Genomic DNA, 13,012 nt, shown 5'->3' with positions numbered 1-13,012 from the left:
GGGGAGAGCTGGCCAGTCCCTTCCAGTCGGCAGGCGGGCGGGGGGAGCCGTTCTCGGTCCCTCGTCACCGGGCGATGCGTCCCCATGCTATTCTGCATCGGATCAGCGCTTGGATGGAGAGGAGGCCACGCGCCGCATCGCTCGATCGGCAAGTGGGATTGCGGCGGCGCGAATTCAAATGCGAAAACACCAAACTCGATTGCGTAAAACGCAATATATTAGGTGCATGTCACGCAAACGGCCGCCGGAACGCTCCGGCGGCCGCCTGCGAATTCAGAGGCTTGCGCGCGCTCAGTTGGCGGCGACTTCACGCCCGCTGCGCTGCTGCATCGCAACCACCTTCTCGACCTCGGCGAGCGCGGCGACGCGTGCATCGGCGACGCACTTGCTGTCGACCGCGCTGCGGGAGTGCGAGTAGCGCGCGGCGGCGGGGGTCGCGCAGGCCTTCTTGAGGCGCGCGTCGATCCGCGCCTCGAGCGCGGCGCGGCCCTCGGCGGTGGTCACGTCGACATCGCCGTAGCCGATCTTGACGGTGACGACCTGTTCGGCCGCGGCAGGAGCAGCGAGCGCGACGAGGGCGATCAGGGGCAGAGTGAAACGCATGGGATAGCTCCGAAAAGTGAGAGAGGGTTTCGGGTTTGCGATGCCGCTGTCCGGCATTCGGTTGCTGTTTGAAACTCTGGTGCAGTGCACAAGAGTTATGTGCAAATGCGAAATGCGCGAAATTGGTTCCAAAGATTGCAATCAATTGATACGCGATTTCCGGGAACCCGCTGAATTGCCGCGACGCTTTGCGTGCTGCACCGCAAAATCGCGTATCGCGCGCGCCGGAAGCTGGACAGCGCGGGGCGCGCTCCTTAATCCGCCGCCATGAGCGCGCACACCCTTGGCGGCGAGTCCGCCGTCCCCGACTCCATCCTGATCGTCGATTTCGGATCGCAGGTGACCCAACTGATCGCCCGCCGGGTGCGCGAGGCGGGGGTCTATTCCGAGATCGCCCCCTTCACTCAGGCCGAAGCCGCGTTCCAGCGGCTGCGTCCCAAGGGCATCATCCTCTCGGGCTCGCCCGCCAGCGTGCCCGCGGAGGGCAGTCCCCGCGCACCCCAGATGCTGTTCGAGGCGGGCGTGCCGATCCTCGGCATCTGCTACGGCCAGCAGGTGATGACCCACCAGCTGGGCGGCGAGGTCCGGCCCGGGCACGAGACCGGCGAGGGCGGCGAGTTCGGCCGCGCCTTCCTCACCGTCACCGCCGAATGCGCGCTGTTCGACGGCCTGTGGGAGGTCGGCGAGCGGCACCAGGTGTGGATGAGCCACGGCGACAAGGTCACCGCCTTCGCCCCCGGCTTCGAGATCGTCGCCACGAGTGACGGCGCGCCCTTCGCGGTGATCGCCGACGAAGCCCGCAAGTTCTACGGCACCCAGTTCCATCCCGAGGTCGTACACACCCCCGACGGCGCCAAGCTGATCGCCAACTTCGTGCGCCACGTCTGCGGCCTTGCCGGGGACTGGACGATGGCCGAGTTCCGCCAGACCAAGATTGCCGAAATCCGCCAGCAGGTGGGCGACAAGCGGGTGATCTGCGGCCTTTCGGGCGGGGTGGACTCCGCCGTCGCCGCCGTCCTTATCCACGAGGCGATCGGCGACCAGCTGACCTGCGTCTTCGTCGATCACGGGCTGATGCGCATGAACGAGGCCGAGCAGGTCGTCACCCTGTTCCGCGACCATTACAACATCCCGCTGGTTCATGTGGAGGCGGAAGACCTGTTCCTCGGCGGCCTCGCCGGCCTCACCGACCCCGAGGCCAAGCGCAAGTTCATCGGCAAGACCTTCATCGACGTGTTCGAGGCCGAGGCCAAGAAGGTCGGCGGGGCGGACTTCCTCGCGCAGGGCACGCTCTATCCCGACGTGATCGAGTCCGTCTCCTTCACCGGGGGCCCAAGCGTCACGATCAAGAGCCACCACAATGTCGGCGGCCTCCCTGAACGCATGAACATGGCGCTGGTCGAGCCGCTGCGCGAGCTGTTCAAGGACGAGGTCCGCGATCTCGGGCGCGAGCTGGGCCTGCCTGACGCCTTCGTCGGCCGCCACCCCTTCCCCGGCCCCGGCCTCGCGATCCGCATCCCCGGCGAAGTCACCAAGGAGCGTTGCGACATCCTGAGGAAGGCCGACGCGGTCTATCTCGAGGAGATCCGCAACGCCGGGCTCTACGACGCGATCTGGCAGGCCTTCGCGGTGCTGCTGCCAGTCAGGACGGTGGGGGTCATGGGCGACTATCGCACCTACGATTCGGTCTGCGCCCTGCGCGCGGTGACCTCGACCGACGGGATGACGGCGGACGTCTTCCCCTTCGACGCCGGTTTCCTCACCCGCGTGGCGACCCGCATCGTCAACGAGGTGAAGGGGATCAATCGGGTGGTCTATGACTACACGTCGAAGCCCCCGGGGACGATCGAGTGGGAGTAAACCGCGACACGCATTGATCCGGGGGATCGATGCGGCCGGTTTACTCGGCACCGCAAGGTGCCGTGGGCAGGGCCGCACGGCTCAGACCATGCCTCCAGCTTGACCAACCAGCTTGGCCAAGCTACTTGGCCAAGCATGACCATCCACGTCAACATCGGTGACGCCAAGACCCGCCTCTCGGAGCTGCTGCGCGCGGTGCAGGCGGGCGAGCGGGTGATCATTCAGCGCGACGGCAAGCCAGAGGCCGAGATCATCCCGGCGCGCGAGACCCAGCCCCTCACCCGCGAACAGATCGCCGCCAAGCGCCGCGCGGCCTTCGGGATGTACCGCGAGGCGTTCAAGGGTTTCGACACCAGTCTCGAAGCTCTCAAGGCGGACCGGGTGCCGTCGGAAGAACGGCTTGGGCGCATGAATGACACTGCTGATTGACACCCACGTGCTGGTGTGGATCGGCGAGGGCAACCCGCGCCTGCGGCAATCCGTCCGCGACCGCCTGTTCGATCCGGACGAGGCGCTCTGCATCAGCGCGGTGACGGCTTTCGAATATGCCGACCTCAGACATCGTGGCCGCCTTCCGCAGAGTGCGGCGCTTGAGGAACTGCAAGACCAGCTTCAGCTCTCGCTTATCGATTATCCTTCCGCGCTCTGGCCGCTCGCGCCAACGCTGCCGCCGATCCACCGCGATCCGGTCGACCGGATGCTGGTCGCCCATGCGATCGCACTCGAAATGCCGCTGGTGACGGCGGATGCGAATATCGCGCGCTATCCCGGCCTTGAGGTAATCTGGGAGTGACCTGAAGCGGCAAGCGTCCCCAGCCTTGCGCATTTCGGCCCCTTCCGCCCTGCCATCAAATCGCATATCGCTCCACCCATGCGGCCGCATCTTCCCCTCTCCCTGAGCGCCTCCCTCGCCCTCGCCCTTGCCGCCTGTGCAGGGCCCGAGGCCGATGCGCCGCTGGCTGAAGCCACCGCCTCACCCGCCCCGGTGACCGAGGGGGCGTGGAGCCTCGACCCGGCCGCCTCGCGCCTCGCCTATGTTTCGATCAAGGCGGGCGAGGTGGCCGAGAACAACCGCTTCGATACGCTCTCGGGCAGCGTCGCCGCCGATGGCACGGCGAGCCTCAGCATCGAACTCGCCTCGGTCAGCACCGGGGTCGAGGTCCGCGACGAGCGGATGCGCGAGGTGTTCTTCGCGGTCGCCGAGAATCCCGCCGCGACAGTCACGGCCCGGCTCGATCCGGCGCGCTTTGCGGGCCTCGCGGTCGGCCAGTCGGTGCTGCGACCGCTCACCGCCGAAGTGACGATCAAGGGCGCGAGCGCCGAGGTCGAGACCGAAGTGCTGGTCACCCGCACCGCGGCAGACCGCGTGCTCGTGGTGAGCGCCGCGCCGGTGATCGTCTCGACCGACATGTTCGGCCTGACCGACGAATTGGGGGAACTGCGCGCGCTCGCCCAGCTGCCCTCGATCACGCCCGCGGTGCCGGTCACCTTCACGCTCGCCTTCAGCCGCGGCTGAGGCGGGGTTTTCGCTCCGTTTCGAAGGCTTTGCGCTGGATCAAGGCGTGCGCACGGGGCTTGCGGCATCAGGGGCCTTGCCGGGCGGCCGGCAAGGCGCACAGATCCCACCGCCTCTCCGCCGCCCGGTTCCTCCCGAAAATTCCCGGCGGCCTGACGCTACGGCGCGCGGGGGGCGCGCCCATGCATACTGGCGCCTCGCAAAAGCGGGCTTGAAAGCGACCGCCAACTCGGCTTGTCTCCCCCGCAACTCGGCCCCCCCAAGGGCCCTAGACGGGAGAGACACGCCATGAAGACCGCGATCACCGAAATGTTCGGCATCGAGCATCCGATCATCCAGGGGGGCATGCACTATGTCGGCTTTGCCGAGATGGCCGCGGCGGTCTCGAACGCCGGGGGCCTCGGGATCATCACCGGCCTGACGCAGGGTACGCCCGAGAAGCTCGCGAACGAGATCGCGCGCTGCAAGGACATGACCGACAAGCCCTTCGGCGTGAACCTGACGATCCTGCCGACCCTCACCCCGCCCGACTATCCGGGGCTGGTCAAGGCGGTGATCGAGGGCGGCGTGAAGGTGGTCGAGACCGCCGGACGCAATCCCGTAGAGCTGCTGCCGCCGCTCAAGGATGCCGGGATCAAGGTGATCCACAAGTGCACCTCGGTGCGCCACTCCTTGAAGGCGCAGGAGATCGGCTGCGATGCGGTGAGCGTCGACGGCTTCGAATGCGGCGGCCACCCGGGCGAGGACGACGTGCCCAACTTCATCCTGCTGCCGCGCGCGGCGGACGAGCTGGAGATCCCCTTTGTCTCGAGCGGCGGCATGGCCGACGGGCGCAGCCTCGTCGCATCCCTCGCGATGGGCGCGGCGGGCATGAACATGGGCACCCGCTTCATCGCGACCAGGGAAGCGCCGGTGCACGAGAACGTCAAGCAGGCGATCCTCGCGGCGAGCGAGCTCGACACGCGCCTCGTGATGCGCCCGCTCCGGAACACCGAGCGGGTGCTCAACAATGCCGCGGTCGAGCGCCTGATCCAGAAGGAGAAAGACCTGGGCGATGCCATCACCATCCAGGACATCCTCCCCGAGGTCGCCGGGGTCTACCCCAAGATCATGATGGAAGGCACGATGGACGCGGGCGCGTGGAGCTGCGGCATGGTCGCCGGCCTGATCCACGACATCCCCACCTGCCAGGAGCTGATCGACCGCATCATGCTCCAGGCCGAGGAGATCATCGCCCGGATGCAGGCCATGGCTCGCGGTTGATCGCGCCTCTCACACCCCGCGCCCGATGGGTCCGCCGATTCCGTCGCCGAGCCGTTCGCTGCCAGCGCCCGTCGGTGGCGGCTAGGTATTGCTCCGCATTCTCGCCGCTGCCGCAGTGCGGCAACTTGTAAAAGCGCGACAAGCCGATTCTGGAGGGGGTCGGCTGCGCGTGTGAGGCAACTTGCCTCCGGGCGGCGGTGGGACGCTCTCCGGAGGAATTGGACGGGGAGGTGGTGATGGAATTCCTTGCAGGTGGCCAGGCTGCGCTTGGCGCAATCATGATCAGCATCGCGCTTACCGCGTGGGGGTTCGGGCGCTGGCAGGGCGGCATCGCCGGGGCCGAGGACACGGCCCCGGCTGCCAAGCCCGCGGGCGGCGAGCCGGCAGAGGCCCCGGCGCAGCCCGCCGCGCTGCGCGCATCGGGCGCGGCCCCGTGCCTGGACGCGGCGCGGGCCGAACGCCGCACGGCCCTTGCGGCCGCCGATTCGCTGGGCGAGCTCCATGCCGAGATCAGCGCCTACCGCCGCGCCCAGCGGGTGCTCGCCGGCCCCGACGCGGCCGCGCTCCATCTCGACCAGCGCTTTGGCGAGGCGCGCAGCCAATGTCGCCATCTCGGTGTCATGGGCGAGCCGACCTGCGGGTTCAGCGAGGCGATCCGCAGCGCCTGCGCCTGCGGGACGCGTTGCAATTGGGCCGATCCGCTGCGCGGCCCGGCGCTCGCCGAGCGCCTGCCTCAGCCCTCGCCGGCGCCTGCCGCCTTGACGCGGGTATAGGGCACGAAGTCCTCCAGGAACACCGCGCCGGTGAAGAAGCCGGTAAAGCGGTCGATCGTCGTCGTGAAATCCAAGCGGCACAGCTGCGTGGCTTCGCGCCGATTGATCACCAGAACGTCGTCCTCGTCGATCTGTCCGGGATCGCGGGTGCGCTGCACCCAGATCGTGTTGCCCGAGCCGTAGACATAGGCCGTGCCCTCGATCGTCTGCATCGGCACGTTGCGGAAGGCGCGGATGCAGCGCACCGGCTCGCCCGCGACCCGGCCCGCGAGCAGCTTGGCGAGGCGCTGCTCGCCCTTGCTCGGCGGCGCGGCGGCAGCCTCGGCCTCGACATCGCCCTGCGCGGCAGCCGGGAACGCGGCGGCGGCGAGGGCCGCGGCAAGGCAGCCGATCAGCACACGGGGATGGCGGGAGATACGATGCATGCGGACATCTCCTTCAATTCTGGGGGCCAACCGTTCCATACCCAGCCTTAACCGGGGCTGAGCGGGCCATTCCTAGTATCGGTTAAAGCTAACCGAGATCTCCAGACTGCCGTCGCGATCGTCGCGTTCCAGCCGCAGTTCGATCTCGAGCGACACATCGGCGTCCGCGCCCGCCGGAATGCTGGCTTCGAATTTGCCCAGCTGCTTTTTGGTGCGCAGGTATTCGGCGAAGGACGGGCCGTATTTCGCGCCCAACTCTTCGATCTGCGCCTCGGTATAGGTGACTTGGGCGACCGCCTCGAGCGGCGTGGGCAGACACGCATTCAGCCGCCCGACCATCCGCGAAAAATCGCGTTCGGCGGCCTCGCCCTCGCCTGCGGGATAGTCCCACTCGCAACCGAGGTCGAACCCTTCCTGCGGGCTGTCGATGTCGCAATCGCTCGCATCGCGAAAGAAGGAGGGCTTGCCGTCGAGCGTCATGTCGAGCAGCCCCTTGGCGTTGACCATCAGGCCCACACCCTGAAGCCGTGCATCGCCCTTGGCGAACATCACCTCGATCAACTCGCAGCCGGGCTTGGCCGCTGCGCCCGTCGGCGCGGCGATCAGCGCCGCCGCCAGACCCGCCGCCGCGGCCCCCCGCAGCTCAGCGGTGGCCAGCGTCGGCCCCCGAGGCGATGTCGGGCAGCCCCGCCTGCGCCGCGCCGTCTGCCGGACCGCCCTTGAGGACGAAGCGGCGGTCGCAATAGCCGCAATCGACATAGCCGTGCTCGTCGATCTCGAGGAACACGCGCGGATGGCCGAGCGCCGCCGGGCGGAAGCCCGCGCCGCCGCGGATGCCGGTCGCGCCGTCGCAAGACACGCGGTGGGTCTCGACCAGCAGGGTCTCGGGAGGAGGAATGCTCATGGCCCCTGCCGATACAGGCGCGCGGGCACGTGTGCAATTGCCTTTGCTTGTGCGCTTGCCTAGGCCAGCACCATGCCGACCGAACCCGCAATCCGCATCGACAACCTCGTCAAGCGCTATGCCCCCGCCAAGGGCGCCAAGGGCACGATGACCGAGGGCAAGCTCGCGCTGGGCGGGGTCACCTTCGACGTGCCGCAGGGCTCGATCTTCGGGCTGCTCGGCCCCAACGGCGCGGGCAAGTCGACGCTGATCAACATCCTTGCGGGCCTCGTCAACAAGACCTCGGGCAGCGCCGAGATCTGGGGCTTCGACATCGACCGGCACCGCCGCAACGCGTCACGCTCGATCGGGATCGTCCCGCAGGAGATCGTCTTCGACCCCTTCTTCACCCCCTTCGAGGTGCTCGAGAACCAGGCGGGCTTCTACGGCATTCCCGCTGCGCTGCGGCGTTCCGAGGCGCTGCTTGAAGCAGTGCGCCTCTCCGACAAGCGCAACGCCTATGCCCGCACACTCTCGGGCGGGATGAAGCGGCGGCTGCTGGTCGCCAAGGCGATGGTCCATTCGCCGCCGATCCTCGTGCTTGACGAGCCCACCGCCGGGGTCGATGTCGACCTCAGGCGCCAATTGTGGGAGCTGGTCAGCGAGTTGAACCGCGAAGGCGTGACCGTGGTGCTCACCACCCACTACCTCGAGGAGGCCGAGGAGCTGTGCGACCGGATCGCGATCATCAACCACGGGCAGGTGATCGCCGACAAGCCGACCCGCGAGCTGGTCGGCATGGCGCGCGAGAAGGTGGTCGCGGTGACGGCGGTCGAGGATCTCGCCGCCGCCCCGGCGCACGAGGCCTTCGCGAAGGTCGAATGGGACGGCGCGCGCGATGTCACGGTGATCTATGACAAGGACCGCCTCAATGCGGGCCAGGTGCTCGGCATCCTTCAGGCGCAGGGGCTGGTGATTGCCGATGTGACCACGCGGGAGGCCGATCTCGAGGATGTCTTCGTCCAGCTGACCGCCGCCGTGTGAGGCTGCCCGGCGCGCGGGGTGCGGGGGGCCGGGCGCGCGCTCAGGTCGAGCTCGGCTCGCCGCTTCCTCTGCCTGCATCCTTGCGCTTGCGCCAGCGGCGCCGCCCGAGGCGCTGGATCGGGGCGTCGCAATGGCGGCACACCCCGATATAGTGGCGTCCGTTCCAGGTGACCTCGCGGCGCATGGGCTGATGCTGGTTCAACAGGCACGCGATCGACTGGAAAACGGACATGGACTATGGGGCCCCGGTGAGAGGTTAAGGCTAGCGTTCAAGATGTTGCGACCCGGCAGGCGCGCGCCGCTTCTGCGTCGGTTTTCGCGCGGGCCTGCGGGTCTAGCACCGTGTTGCAGTGCAACCTAGGGGAAAATACTGCGTCTCCTGACCAAAGCTAAAGCAAGCCAATTGTCTCTTGCTGCCGCCCCAATTGCGCGGCAATGCCCCGGCAATGGCGATCGATGAAGCCTTGTCCTGCCCACAGGATGCGCCGGATGATCCGGGCCACGATGTGCTCGTGATCGGCTCGGGCGCGGCGGGGCTGACCGCGGCGCTGGCGCTCGCCGAGCACGCCCGGGTGCTGGTGCTGGCCAAGGGCTCGCTCACCGGCGGGTCGACCGCCTGGGCGCAGGGCGGGATCGCGGCGGTGCTCGATGCGGGCGATACCTTCGACAATCACGTGCGCGACACGATGGTGGCGGGGGCGGGATTGAACGATCTTGCCACGGTCGAATTCGTGATCAGCCGCGCCCCCGCCTCGATCGACCGGCTGTGCGAATTGGGCGTGCCCTTCAACCGCGAGGCCGAAGCACTCCACCTCACCCGCGAGGGCGGCCATTCGCACCGCCGTATCGTCCATGTCGACGACGCCACCGGCTGGGCGGTGCAATCGGCGCTGCTCAAGGCGGCCGAGGCCAATCCCAACATCACCCTGCTTCCCGGTAGAACCTGCATCGACTTCATCACCGACCGCCACCGCGAGCAGTTCTCGGCCGCGGGCCGCGTGTGGGGGGTCTATGCGCTGGATGAAGCCACCGGCCATGTCGAGCGCCATGTCGCCCGCGCCACGATCCTCGCCACTGGCGGCGCGGGGCGTGTGTACCAGTTCTCCACCGCCCCGCGCGGCGCGACCGGGGACGGGATCGCGATGGCGTGGCGCGCGGGGGCGCGGGTCTCCAACATGGAGATGATGCAGTTCCACCCGACCTGCCTCTACCATCTCGAGACCAAGAATTTCCTCATCACCGAGGCGGTGCGCGGCGAAGGCGGCCGGCTGATCAACCCGCGCACCGGCAAGCGCTTCATGACCTTTTACGACCCTGAGCGCATGGAACTGGCCCCGCGCGACGTGGTCGCCCGCGCGATCGATGCCGAGATCAAGCGCTTCGGCCTCGATTACGTCCACCTCGATATCAGCCACGAGGACCCCGATTTCGTGCGCGGCCACTTCCCGACGATCTACGACAAGCTGATGGGCCTCGGGATCGACATGACGGTCGCGCCGATCCCGGTCGTGCCCGCACAGCACTATACCTGCGGCGGGGTGGTGGTGGATTTGCAGGCGCGCACCGACATCCCGGGCCTGTGGGCGGCGGGCGAGTGCACCGAAAGCGGCCTCCACGGCGCGAACCGGCTGGCGTCCAACTCGCTGCTCGAATGCTTCGTCTTCGGCGAGGCCGCCGCGCAGGATATCCTCGCGCGCTGGGACACGCTGGAAGCGCCCCCCGCGATCCTCCCGTGGGACGAAAGCCGCGTGACCGATTCCGACGAAGAGATCGTCATCAAGCAGAACTGGACCGAAATCCGCCGCTTCATGTGGAACTACGTCGGCATCGTGCGCACCACCAAGCGGCTGGAACGCGCCGCGAGCCGGATCGAACTGCTGAAGCGCGAGATCGAGGACTACTACGGCGCCTTCCGCGTGACGACCGACCTGATCGAGCTGCGCAACCTGCTGCAATCGGCCGAGCTGATCGTGAAGTCCGCGCTGCACCGCAAGGAGAGCCGGGGGCTGCACTACACGCTGGATTATCCCGAGCTGGCGGACGAGGCGAAGGATACGGTGTTGGTGCCTTAGTCGCCCTCATAGCAGTTGTCGTCCAGATCGACATACCTGATTTCGCGAACCTCGTCGTCGACGATCACATAAGAAATCGCCATATCATTCTTGGGGTTGTAGAATGACAAGGCTGGATCGATCCACAACAGGGAGCAGTCGGTTTCTTCATAGCCGACCGGGGTCTGTATCTCCCTTGTCGCCACGATCTTCTCCGCTAAAACGCCGCCGGTCGCATTTCTCCCGACGGCCACGCTGATCGCAACAGTGTAGGTGCCATCCTTCTCGAACACTGAGTAGCAGCACGTGTTCCGCTCCACGGCGACGTCTCTTTCGAACGTCCGTTTCGCGTAAAGCCCGCCTCCGCGACCTTGCCAACCATTGATCGTCTGATCACTGTTGCTTCCAATGATCATACCCGGCTCGATCTTGCCAGTTGTGCCGACCTGTGTTGCGGGGACGTTCTGCGAATGAGTGACCGATGCCGAAACTGTGGCCCAAACGAGCATCATAGCCTTGATCTCGTTTCTCACGGTATGCTCCCTTCGCCTTTCTTCCGCGCAACCGGTGCCGGCGGCGCATATTGTTTGGGCAACGTTCATGTCACGTGCCTAGATCGTATATCGCCTTGCATCTAAGGGGAAAAGGACGCGCGATGTACAAATTGATGATGCTGCTGTGCCTTACCGCGCTGATCGCCGCCCCCCTCGCCGCCCAGGACGCCCCCACTCCCACCGAATCCGAAAACGCCATCGTCGTCACCGCGCAGCGCTCGGGCGCGCCGATGTGGATTGTCGAGACGCCGACCGGCACCGTCATCCTCGTCGGCGAGATCCGGGCCATTCCGAAAACCACCCCGTGGGAGCCCGCGCGTCTGGAAGAAGCCACCCGCGCCGCCGACCGCGTGATCCTCGGCGCGCGGCCCAAGATCTCGCCCGGCGACATCTTCCGGCTGATGTTCTCAGGGGGCAAGCTCACCAAGCTGCCCGACAAGACCGTGGCGAGCGATTACCTCGACGCCGCCCAGCTCCAGCGCCTCGAAGCGCTCGCCGCGGCGCACGAGGAGGATTATTCGCGCCAGTCGTTCCTGCTCACCTCGTTCCGGATGCTGCGCGAGGAGCTGCGCTTCAACAAGGACACCGCGCGCGATGCCTCGGACGTGGTGAAGGACGCGGCCGAGAAGGCCGATATCACGATCACCCGCGCCGCGACGCTGCGGGGCGAGGACGTGATCGACAACCTGTTCGAAGCGCCCCCCACCGCCCATATCCCCTGCCTCGTCGCGGCGATGGATGCGGTCGAGGCGGGGCCGGGAATCGTCGAGGAGCGCGCCACCAACTGGCGGCGGTTCAAGATCCCTGCGGTGATGAACAACCCGCTCGAAAGCGCGCTCGGCCAGTGCTGGCCCTGGGCGGACGAGACTCTGGGATCGGAACTGCGCACCATCTGGGTCGACCGCATTGCCGAGGCGAGCGCGGCCAAGGGCACCACGCTGGCGGTCGTGCCGCTAAGGGTGTTGGCGGAGCCGCAAGGGGTGCTTGACCAATTGGATGCACGCGGCTTCGATATCGCCGGACCCCCGTGGAAATGACCGCGCGGGGCCGATAGAGGACCCGCCTGACACATGCCCACCCTGACCACCCCCAATACCGGCATCGAAATCTTCTACGAGGAGCACGGCGACCCGCAAGCGCCGGCGATGCTGCTGGTGATGGGCCTCGGCGCGCAGATGACGCTGTGGCCGGACGAGCTGGTCGCGGCGCTGGCGAGCGAAGGCTTCCGGGTGATCCGCTACGACAACCGCGACATCGGCCTCTCCCAGAAGATGGAAGGCCAGCGCGCGCCCTCGCCCGCGGTGCAGGTGCTGCGCAAGAAGATCGGCTTTCCCGCCAAGGTGCCTTATACCCTCAAGGACATGGCCGACGACGGGATCGGCGTGCTCGATGCGCTCGGGATCGACCGCGCCCACGTCGTCGGCGCCTCGATGGGCGGGATGATTGTCCAGCTGATGGCAATCCACCATGCCGAGCGGCTGATGAGCATGACCTCGATCATGTCGACCACCGGCAGCGGCAGGCTGCCCCAGGCCGAGCCCAACGCGATCGGCGCGCTGACCGCGCCGCTGAAGGGCACCGACGAGGAGACGCTGGTCGCCCACGGCCTCAACATCATCCGCAACATCGGCACGCCCGATAGCGCGGAGTTCCCGTTCGACGAGGCCTATCAGCGCGAGCGGGTGCTCGCGAACATGCGCCGTTCGGTCTACCCGGCGGGGCTCCCGCGCCAGCTCGCCGCGATCCTCGACGACGGCGACCGCACCAAGCGCCTCGGCGCGGTGAGGACGCCCACACTGGTGCTCCACGGCGAGGCCGACCCCCTGGTCAAACTCCCCGGCGGCGAAGCGACCGCCGCCGCGATCCCCGGCGCACGGCTGGTGACGATCCCCGGCTGGGGCCACGACCTGCCGCTGAAACTGGTGCCGCGCCTCGCGAGCGAAATCGGGAGCCACGCGCGGGGGGGTTGATGGTTTGCCGCTGCCGCGAAGTGATGTTGTCGCCCGGAATGCCAATCCATCAATCGTCACCCCGTGCTTG

General features: G+C 67.4%; 16 protein-coding genes. 10 read left to right on the top strand and 6 right to left on the bottom strand.

From position 1 onward, the window contains the following. Positions 1 to 291: 291 nt before the first annotated feature. On the bottom strand, positions 292 to 603 hold the full coding sequence (locus tag AX692_RS08665; RefSeq protein ID WP_073973837.1) for a UrcA family protein: 312 nt from the start codon (positions 601 to 603) through the stop codon (positions 292 to 294). Between the two features lie 267 nt (positions 604 to 870). Between AX692_RS08665 and guaA the strand changes: the two genes are divergently transcribed. The 6 genes from guaA to AX692_RS08635 all read left to right on the top strand — a co-directional run bounded on the left by guaA (position 871) and on the right by AX692_RS08635 (position 6,015). Next, positions 871 to 2,463: a glutamine-hydrolyzing GMP synthase gene (gene guaA / locus AX692_RS08660; RefSeq protein ID WP_073973838.1), complete on the top strand. Its 1,593-nt coding sequence runs from the start codon at positions 871 to 873 to the stop codon at positions 2,461 to 2,463. A 135-nt stretch (positions 2,464 to 2,598) separates the two neighbouring features. Beyond that, a complete protein-coding gene (locus AX692_RS08655; protein WP_073973839.1) occupies positions 2,599 to 2,892 on the top strand; it encodes a type II toxin-antitoxin system Phd/YefM family antitoxin in 294 nt (97 codons plus the stop codon). After that, positions 2,876 to 3,256: a type II toxin-antitoxin system VapC family toxin gene (locus tag AX692_RS08650; RefSeq protein ID WP_073973840.1), complete on the top strand. Its 381-nt coding sequence runs from the start codon at positions 2,876 to 2,878 to the stop codon at positions 3,254 to 3,256. The genes AX692_RS08655 and AX692_RS08650 overlap by 17 nt, the downstream gene beginning before the upstream one ends. Positions 3,257 to 3,334: 78 nt before the next feature. Beyond that, complete coding sequence (locus AX692_RS08645; protein WP_073973841.1) at positions 3,335 to 3,979, top strand: YceI family protein; 645 nt, start codon at positions 3,335 to 3,337, stop codon at positions 3,977 to 3,979. Between the two features lie 288 nt (positions 3,980 to 4,267). Further along, complete coding sequence (locus AX692_RS08640) at positions 4,268 to 5,242, top strand: NAD(P)H-dependent flavin oxidoreductase (RefSeq protein WP_073973842.1); 975 nt, start codon at positions 4,268 to 4,270, stop codon at positions 5,240 to 5,242. A gap of 278 nt (positions 5,243 to 5,520) precedes the next feature. Continuing rightward, positions 5,521 to 6,015 (top strand): hypothetical protein, encoded by a 495-nt coding sequence (locus AX692_RS08635; protein WP_155646463.1) that lies wholly within the window; start codon positions 5,521 to 5,523, stop codon positions 6,013 to 6,015. On the opposite strand, the gene AX692_RS08630 is transcribed toward AX692_RS08635, so the two are convergent. From AX692_RS08630 to AX692_RS08620, 3 genes are all read right to left on the bottom strand, one after another. Further along, positions 5,976 to 6,440, bottom strand: a complete 465-nt coding sequence (locus AX692_RS08630) for a hypothetical protein (protein WP_073973844.1) — start codon at positions 6,438 to 6,440, stop codon at positions 5,976 to 5,978. The genes AX692_RS08635 and AX692_RS08630 overlap by 40 nt on opposite strands. Positions 6,441 to 6,512: 72 nt before the next feature. After that, the gene (locus tag AX692_RS08625) at positions 6,513 to 6,989 is read right to left on the bottom strand and encodes a hypothetical protein (RefSeq protein WP_073978071.1); all 477 of its coding nucleotides are present in this window, start codon (positions 6,987 to 6,989) and stop codon (positions 6,513 to 6,515) included. A gap of 94 nt (positions 6,990 to 7,083) precedes the next feature. After that, the gene (locus tag AX692_RS08620) at positions 7,084 to 7,344 is read right to left on the bottom strand and encodes a zinc-finger domain-containing protein (protein WP_073973846.1); all 261 of its coding nucleotides are present in this window, start codon (positions 7,342 to 7,344) and stop codon (positions 7,084 to 7,086) included. A 72-nt stretch (positions 7,345 to 7,416) separates the two neighbouring features. Here AX692_RS08620 and AX692_RS08615 point away from each other — a divergent pair, with 72 nt between their 5' ends. After that, positions 7,417 to 8,367, top strand: coding sequence for an ABC transporter ATP-binding protein (locus AX692_RS08615; protein WP_073973847.1), 951 nt, complete (start codon positions 7,417 to 7,419; stop codon positions 8,365 to 8,367). A gap of 40 nt (positions 8,368 to 8,407) precedes the next feature. Here AX692_RS08615 and AX692_RS19615 read toward each other — a convergent pair whose 3' ends face one another. Beyond that, positions 8,408 to 8,599, bottom strand: coding sequence for a hypothetical protein (locus tag AX692_RS19615; protein ID WP_073973848.1), 192 nt, complete (start codon positions 8,597 to 8,599; stop codon positions 8,408 to 8,410). A 214-nt stretch (positions 8,600 to 8,813) separates the two neighbouring features. Between AX692_RS19615 and nadB the strand changes: the two genes are divergently transcribed. Continuing rightward, positions 8,814 to 10,439 carry an L-aspartate oxidase gene (nadB, locus tag AX692_RS08610; RefSeq protein ID WP_073973849.1) on the top strand — a complete coding sequence of 542 codons (1,626 nt, stop codon included), beginning with the start codon at positions 8,814 to 8,816 and terminating at the stop codon, positions 10,437 to 10,439. Here nadB and AX692_RS08605 read toward each other — a convergent pair. Further along, the gene (locus tag AX692_RS08605; protein WP_073973850.1) at positions 10,436 to 10,951 is read right to left on the bottom strand and encodes a hypothetical protein; all 516 of its coding nucleotides are present in this window, start codon (positions 10,949 to 10,951) and stop codon (positions 10,436 to 10,438) included. The genes nadB and AX692_RS08605 overlap by 4 nt on opposite strands. 122 nt (positions 10,952 to 11,073) lie before the next feature. On the opposite strand from AX692_RS08605, the gene AX692_RS08600 reads away from it, so the two are divergent. Together AX692_RS08600 and AX692_RS08595 are read left to right on the top strand one after the other, a co-directional pair. Further along, positions 11,074 to 12,009 carry a TraB/GumN family protein gene (locus tag AX692_RS08600; protein WP_073973851.1) on the top strand — a complete coding sequence of 312 codons (936 nt, stop codon included), beginning with the start codon at positions 11,074 to 11,076 and terminating at the stop codon, positions 12,007 to 12,009. A gap of 33 nt (positions 12,010 to 12,042) precedes the next feature. Continuing rightward, positions 12,043 to 12,942, top strand: a complete 900-nt coding sequence (locus tag AX692_RS08595; protein ID WP_073973852.1) for an alpha/beta fold hydrolase — start codon at positions 12,043 to 12,045, stop codon at positions 12,940 to 12,942. Positions 12,943 to 13,012: the final 70 nt, after the last annotated feature.

It is taken from the genome of Erythrobacter donghaensis (assembly GCF_001557325.1).
GTDB lineage: Bacteria > Pseudomonadota > Alphaproteobacteria > Sphingomonadales > Sphingomonadaceae > Erythrobacter > Erythrobacter donghaensis_B.
Note: the sequence above shows the minus strand (reverse complement) of the source record. Positions and strands in the feature narration are given on the sequence as shown.

Bases quoted from the DNA above. Each gene is read 5' to 3' on its own strand.
- AX692_RS08630 (WP_073973844.1), bottom strand. From the start codon at position 6,440: ATGCATCGTATCTCCCGCCATCCCCGTGTGCTGATCGGCTGCCTTGCC.
- AX692_RS08665 (WP_073973837.1), bottom strand. From the start codon at position 603: ATGCGTTTCACTCTGCCCCTGATCGCCCTCGTCGCGCTCGCTGCTCCT.
- AX692_RS08600 (WP_073973851.1), top strand. From the start codon at position 11,074: ATGTACAAATTGATGATGCTGCTGTGCCTTACCGCGCTGATCGCCGCC.
- AX692_RS08595 (WP_073973852.1), top strand. From the start codon at position 12,043: ATGCCCACCCTGACCACCCCCAATACCGGCATCGAAATCTTCTACGAG.
- AX692_RS08620 (WP_073973846.1), bottom strand. From the start codon at position 7,344: ATGAGCATTCCTCCTCCCGAGACCCTGCTGGTCGAGACCCACCGCGTG.
- AX692_RS08655 (WP_073973839.1), top strand. From the start codon at position 2,599: ATGACCATCCACGTCAACATCGGTGACGCCAAGACCCGCCTCTCGGAG.
- guaA (WP_073973838.1), top strand. From the start codon at position 871: ATGAGCGCGCACACCCTTGGCGGCGAGTCCGCCGTCCCCGACTCCATC.
- AX692_RS08625 (WP_073978071.1), bottom strand. From the start codon at position 6,989: ATGTTCGCCAAGGGCGATGCACGGCTTCAGGGTGTGGGCCTGATGGTC.
- AX692_RS08645 (WP_073973841.1), top strand. From the start codon at position 3,335: ATGCGGCCGCATCTTCCCCTCTCCCTGAGCGCCTCCCTCGCCCTCGCC.
- AX692_RS19615 (WP_073973848.1), bottom strand. From the start codon at position 8,599: ATGTCCGTTTTCCAGTCGATCGCGTGCCTGTTGAACCAGCATCAGCCC.
- AX692_RS08635 (WP_155646463.1), top strand. From the start codon at position 5,521: ATGATCAGCATCGCGCTTACCGCGTGGGGGTTCGGGCGCTGGCAGGGC.
- AX692_RS08615 (WP_073973847.1), top strand. From the start codon at position 7,417: ATGCCGACCGAACCCGCAATCCGCATCGACAACCTCGTCAAGCGCTAT.
- nadB (WP_073973849.1), top strand. From the start codon at position 8,814: ATGGCGATCGATGAAGCCTTGTCCTGCCCACAGGATGCGCCGGATGAT.
- AX692_RS08650 (WP_073973840.1), top strand. From the start codon at position 2,876: ATGACACTGCTGATTGACACCCACGTGCTGGTGTGGATCGGCGAGGGC.
- AX692_RS08640 (WP_073973842.1), top strand. From the start codon at position 4,268: ATGAAGACCGCGATCACCGAAATGTTCGGCATCGAGCATCCGATCATC.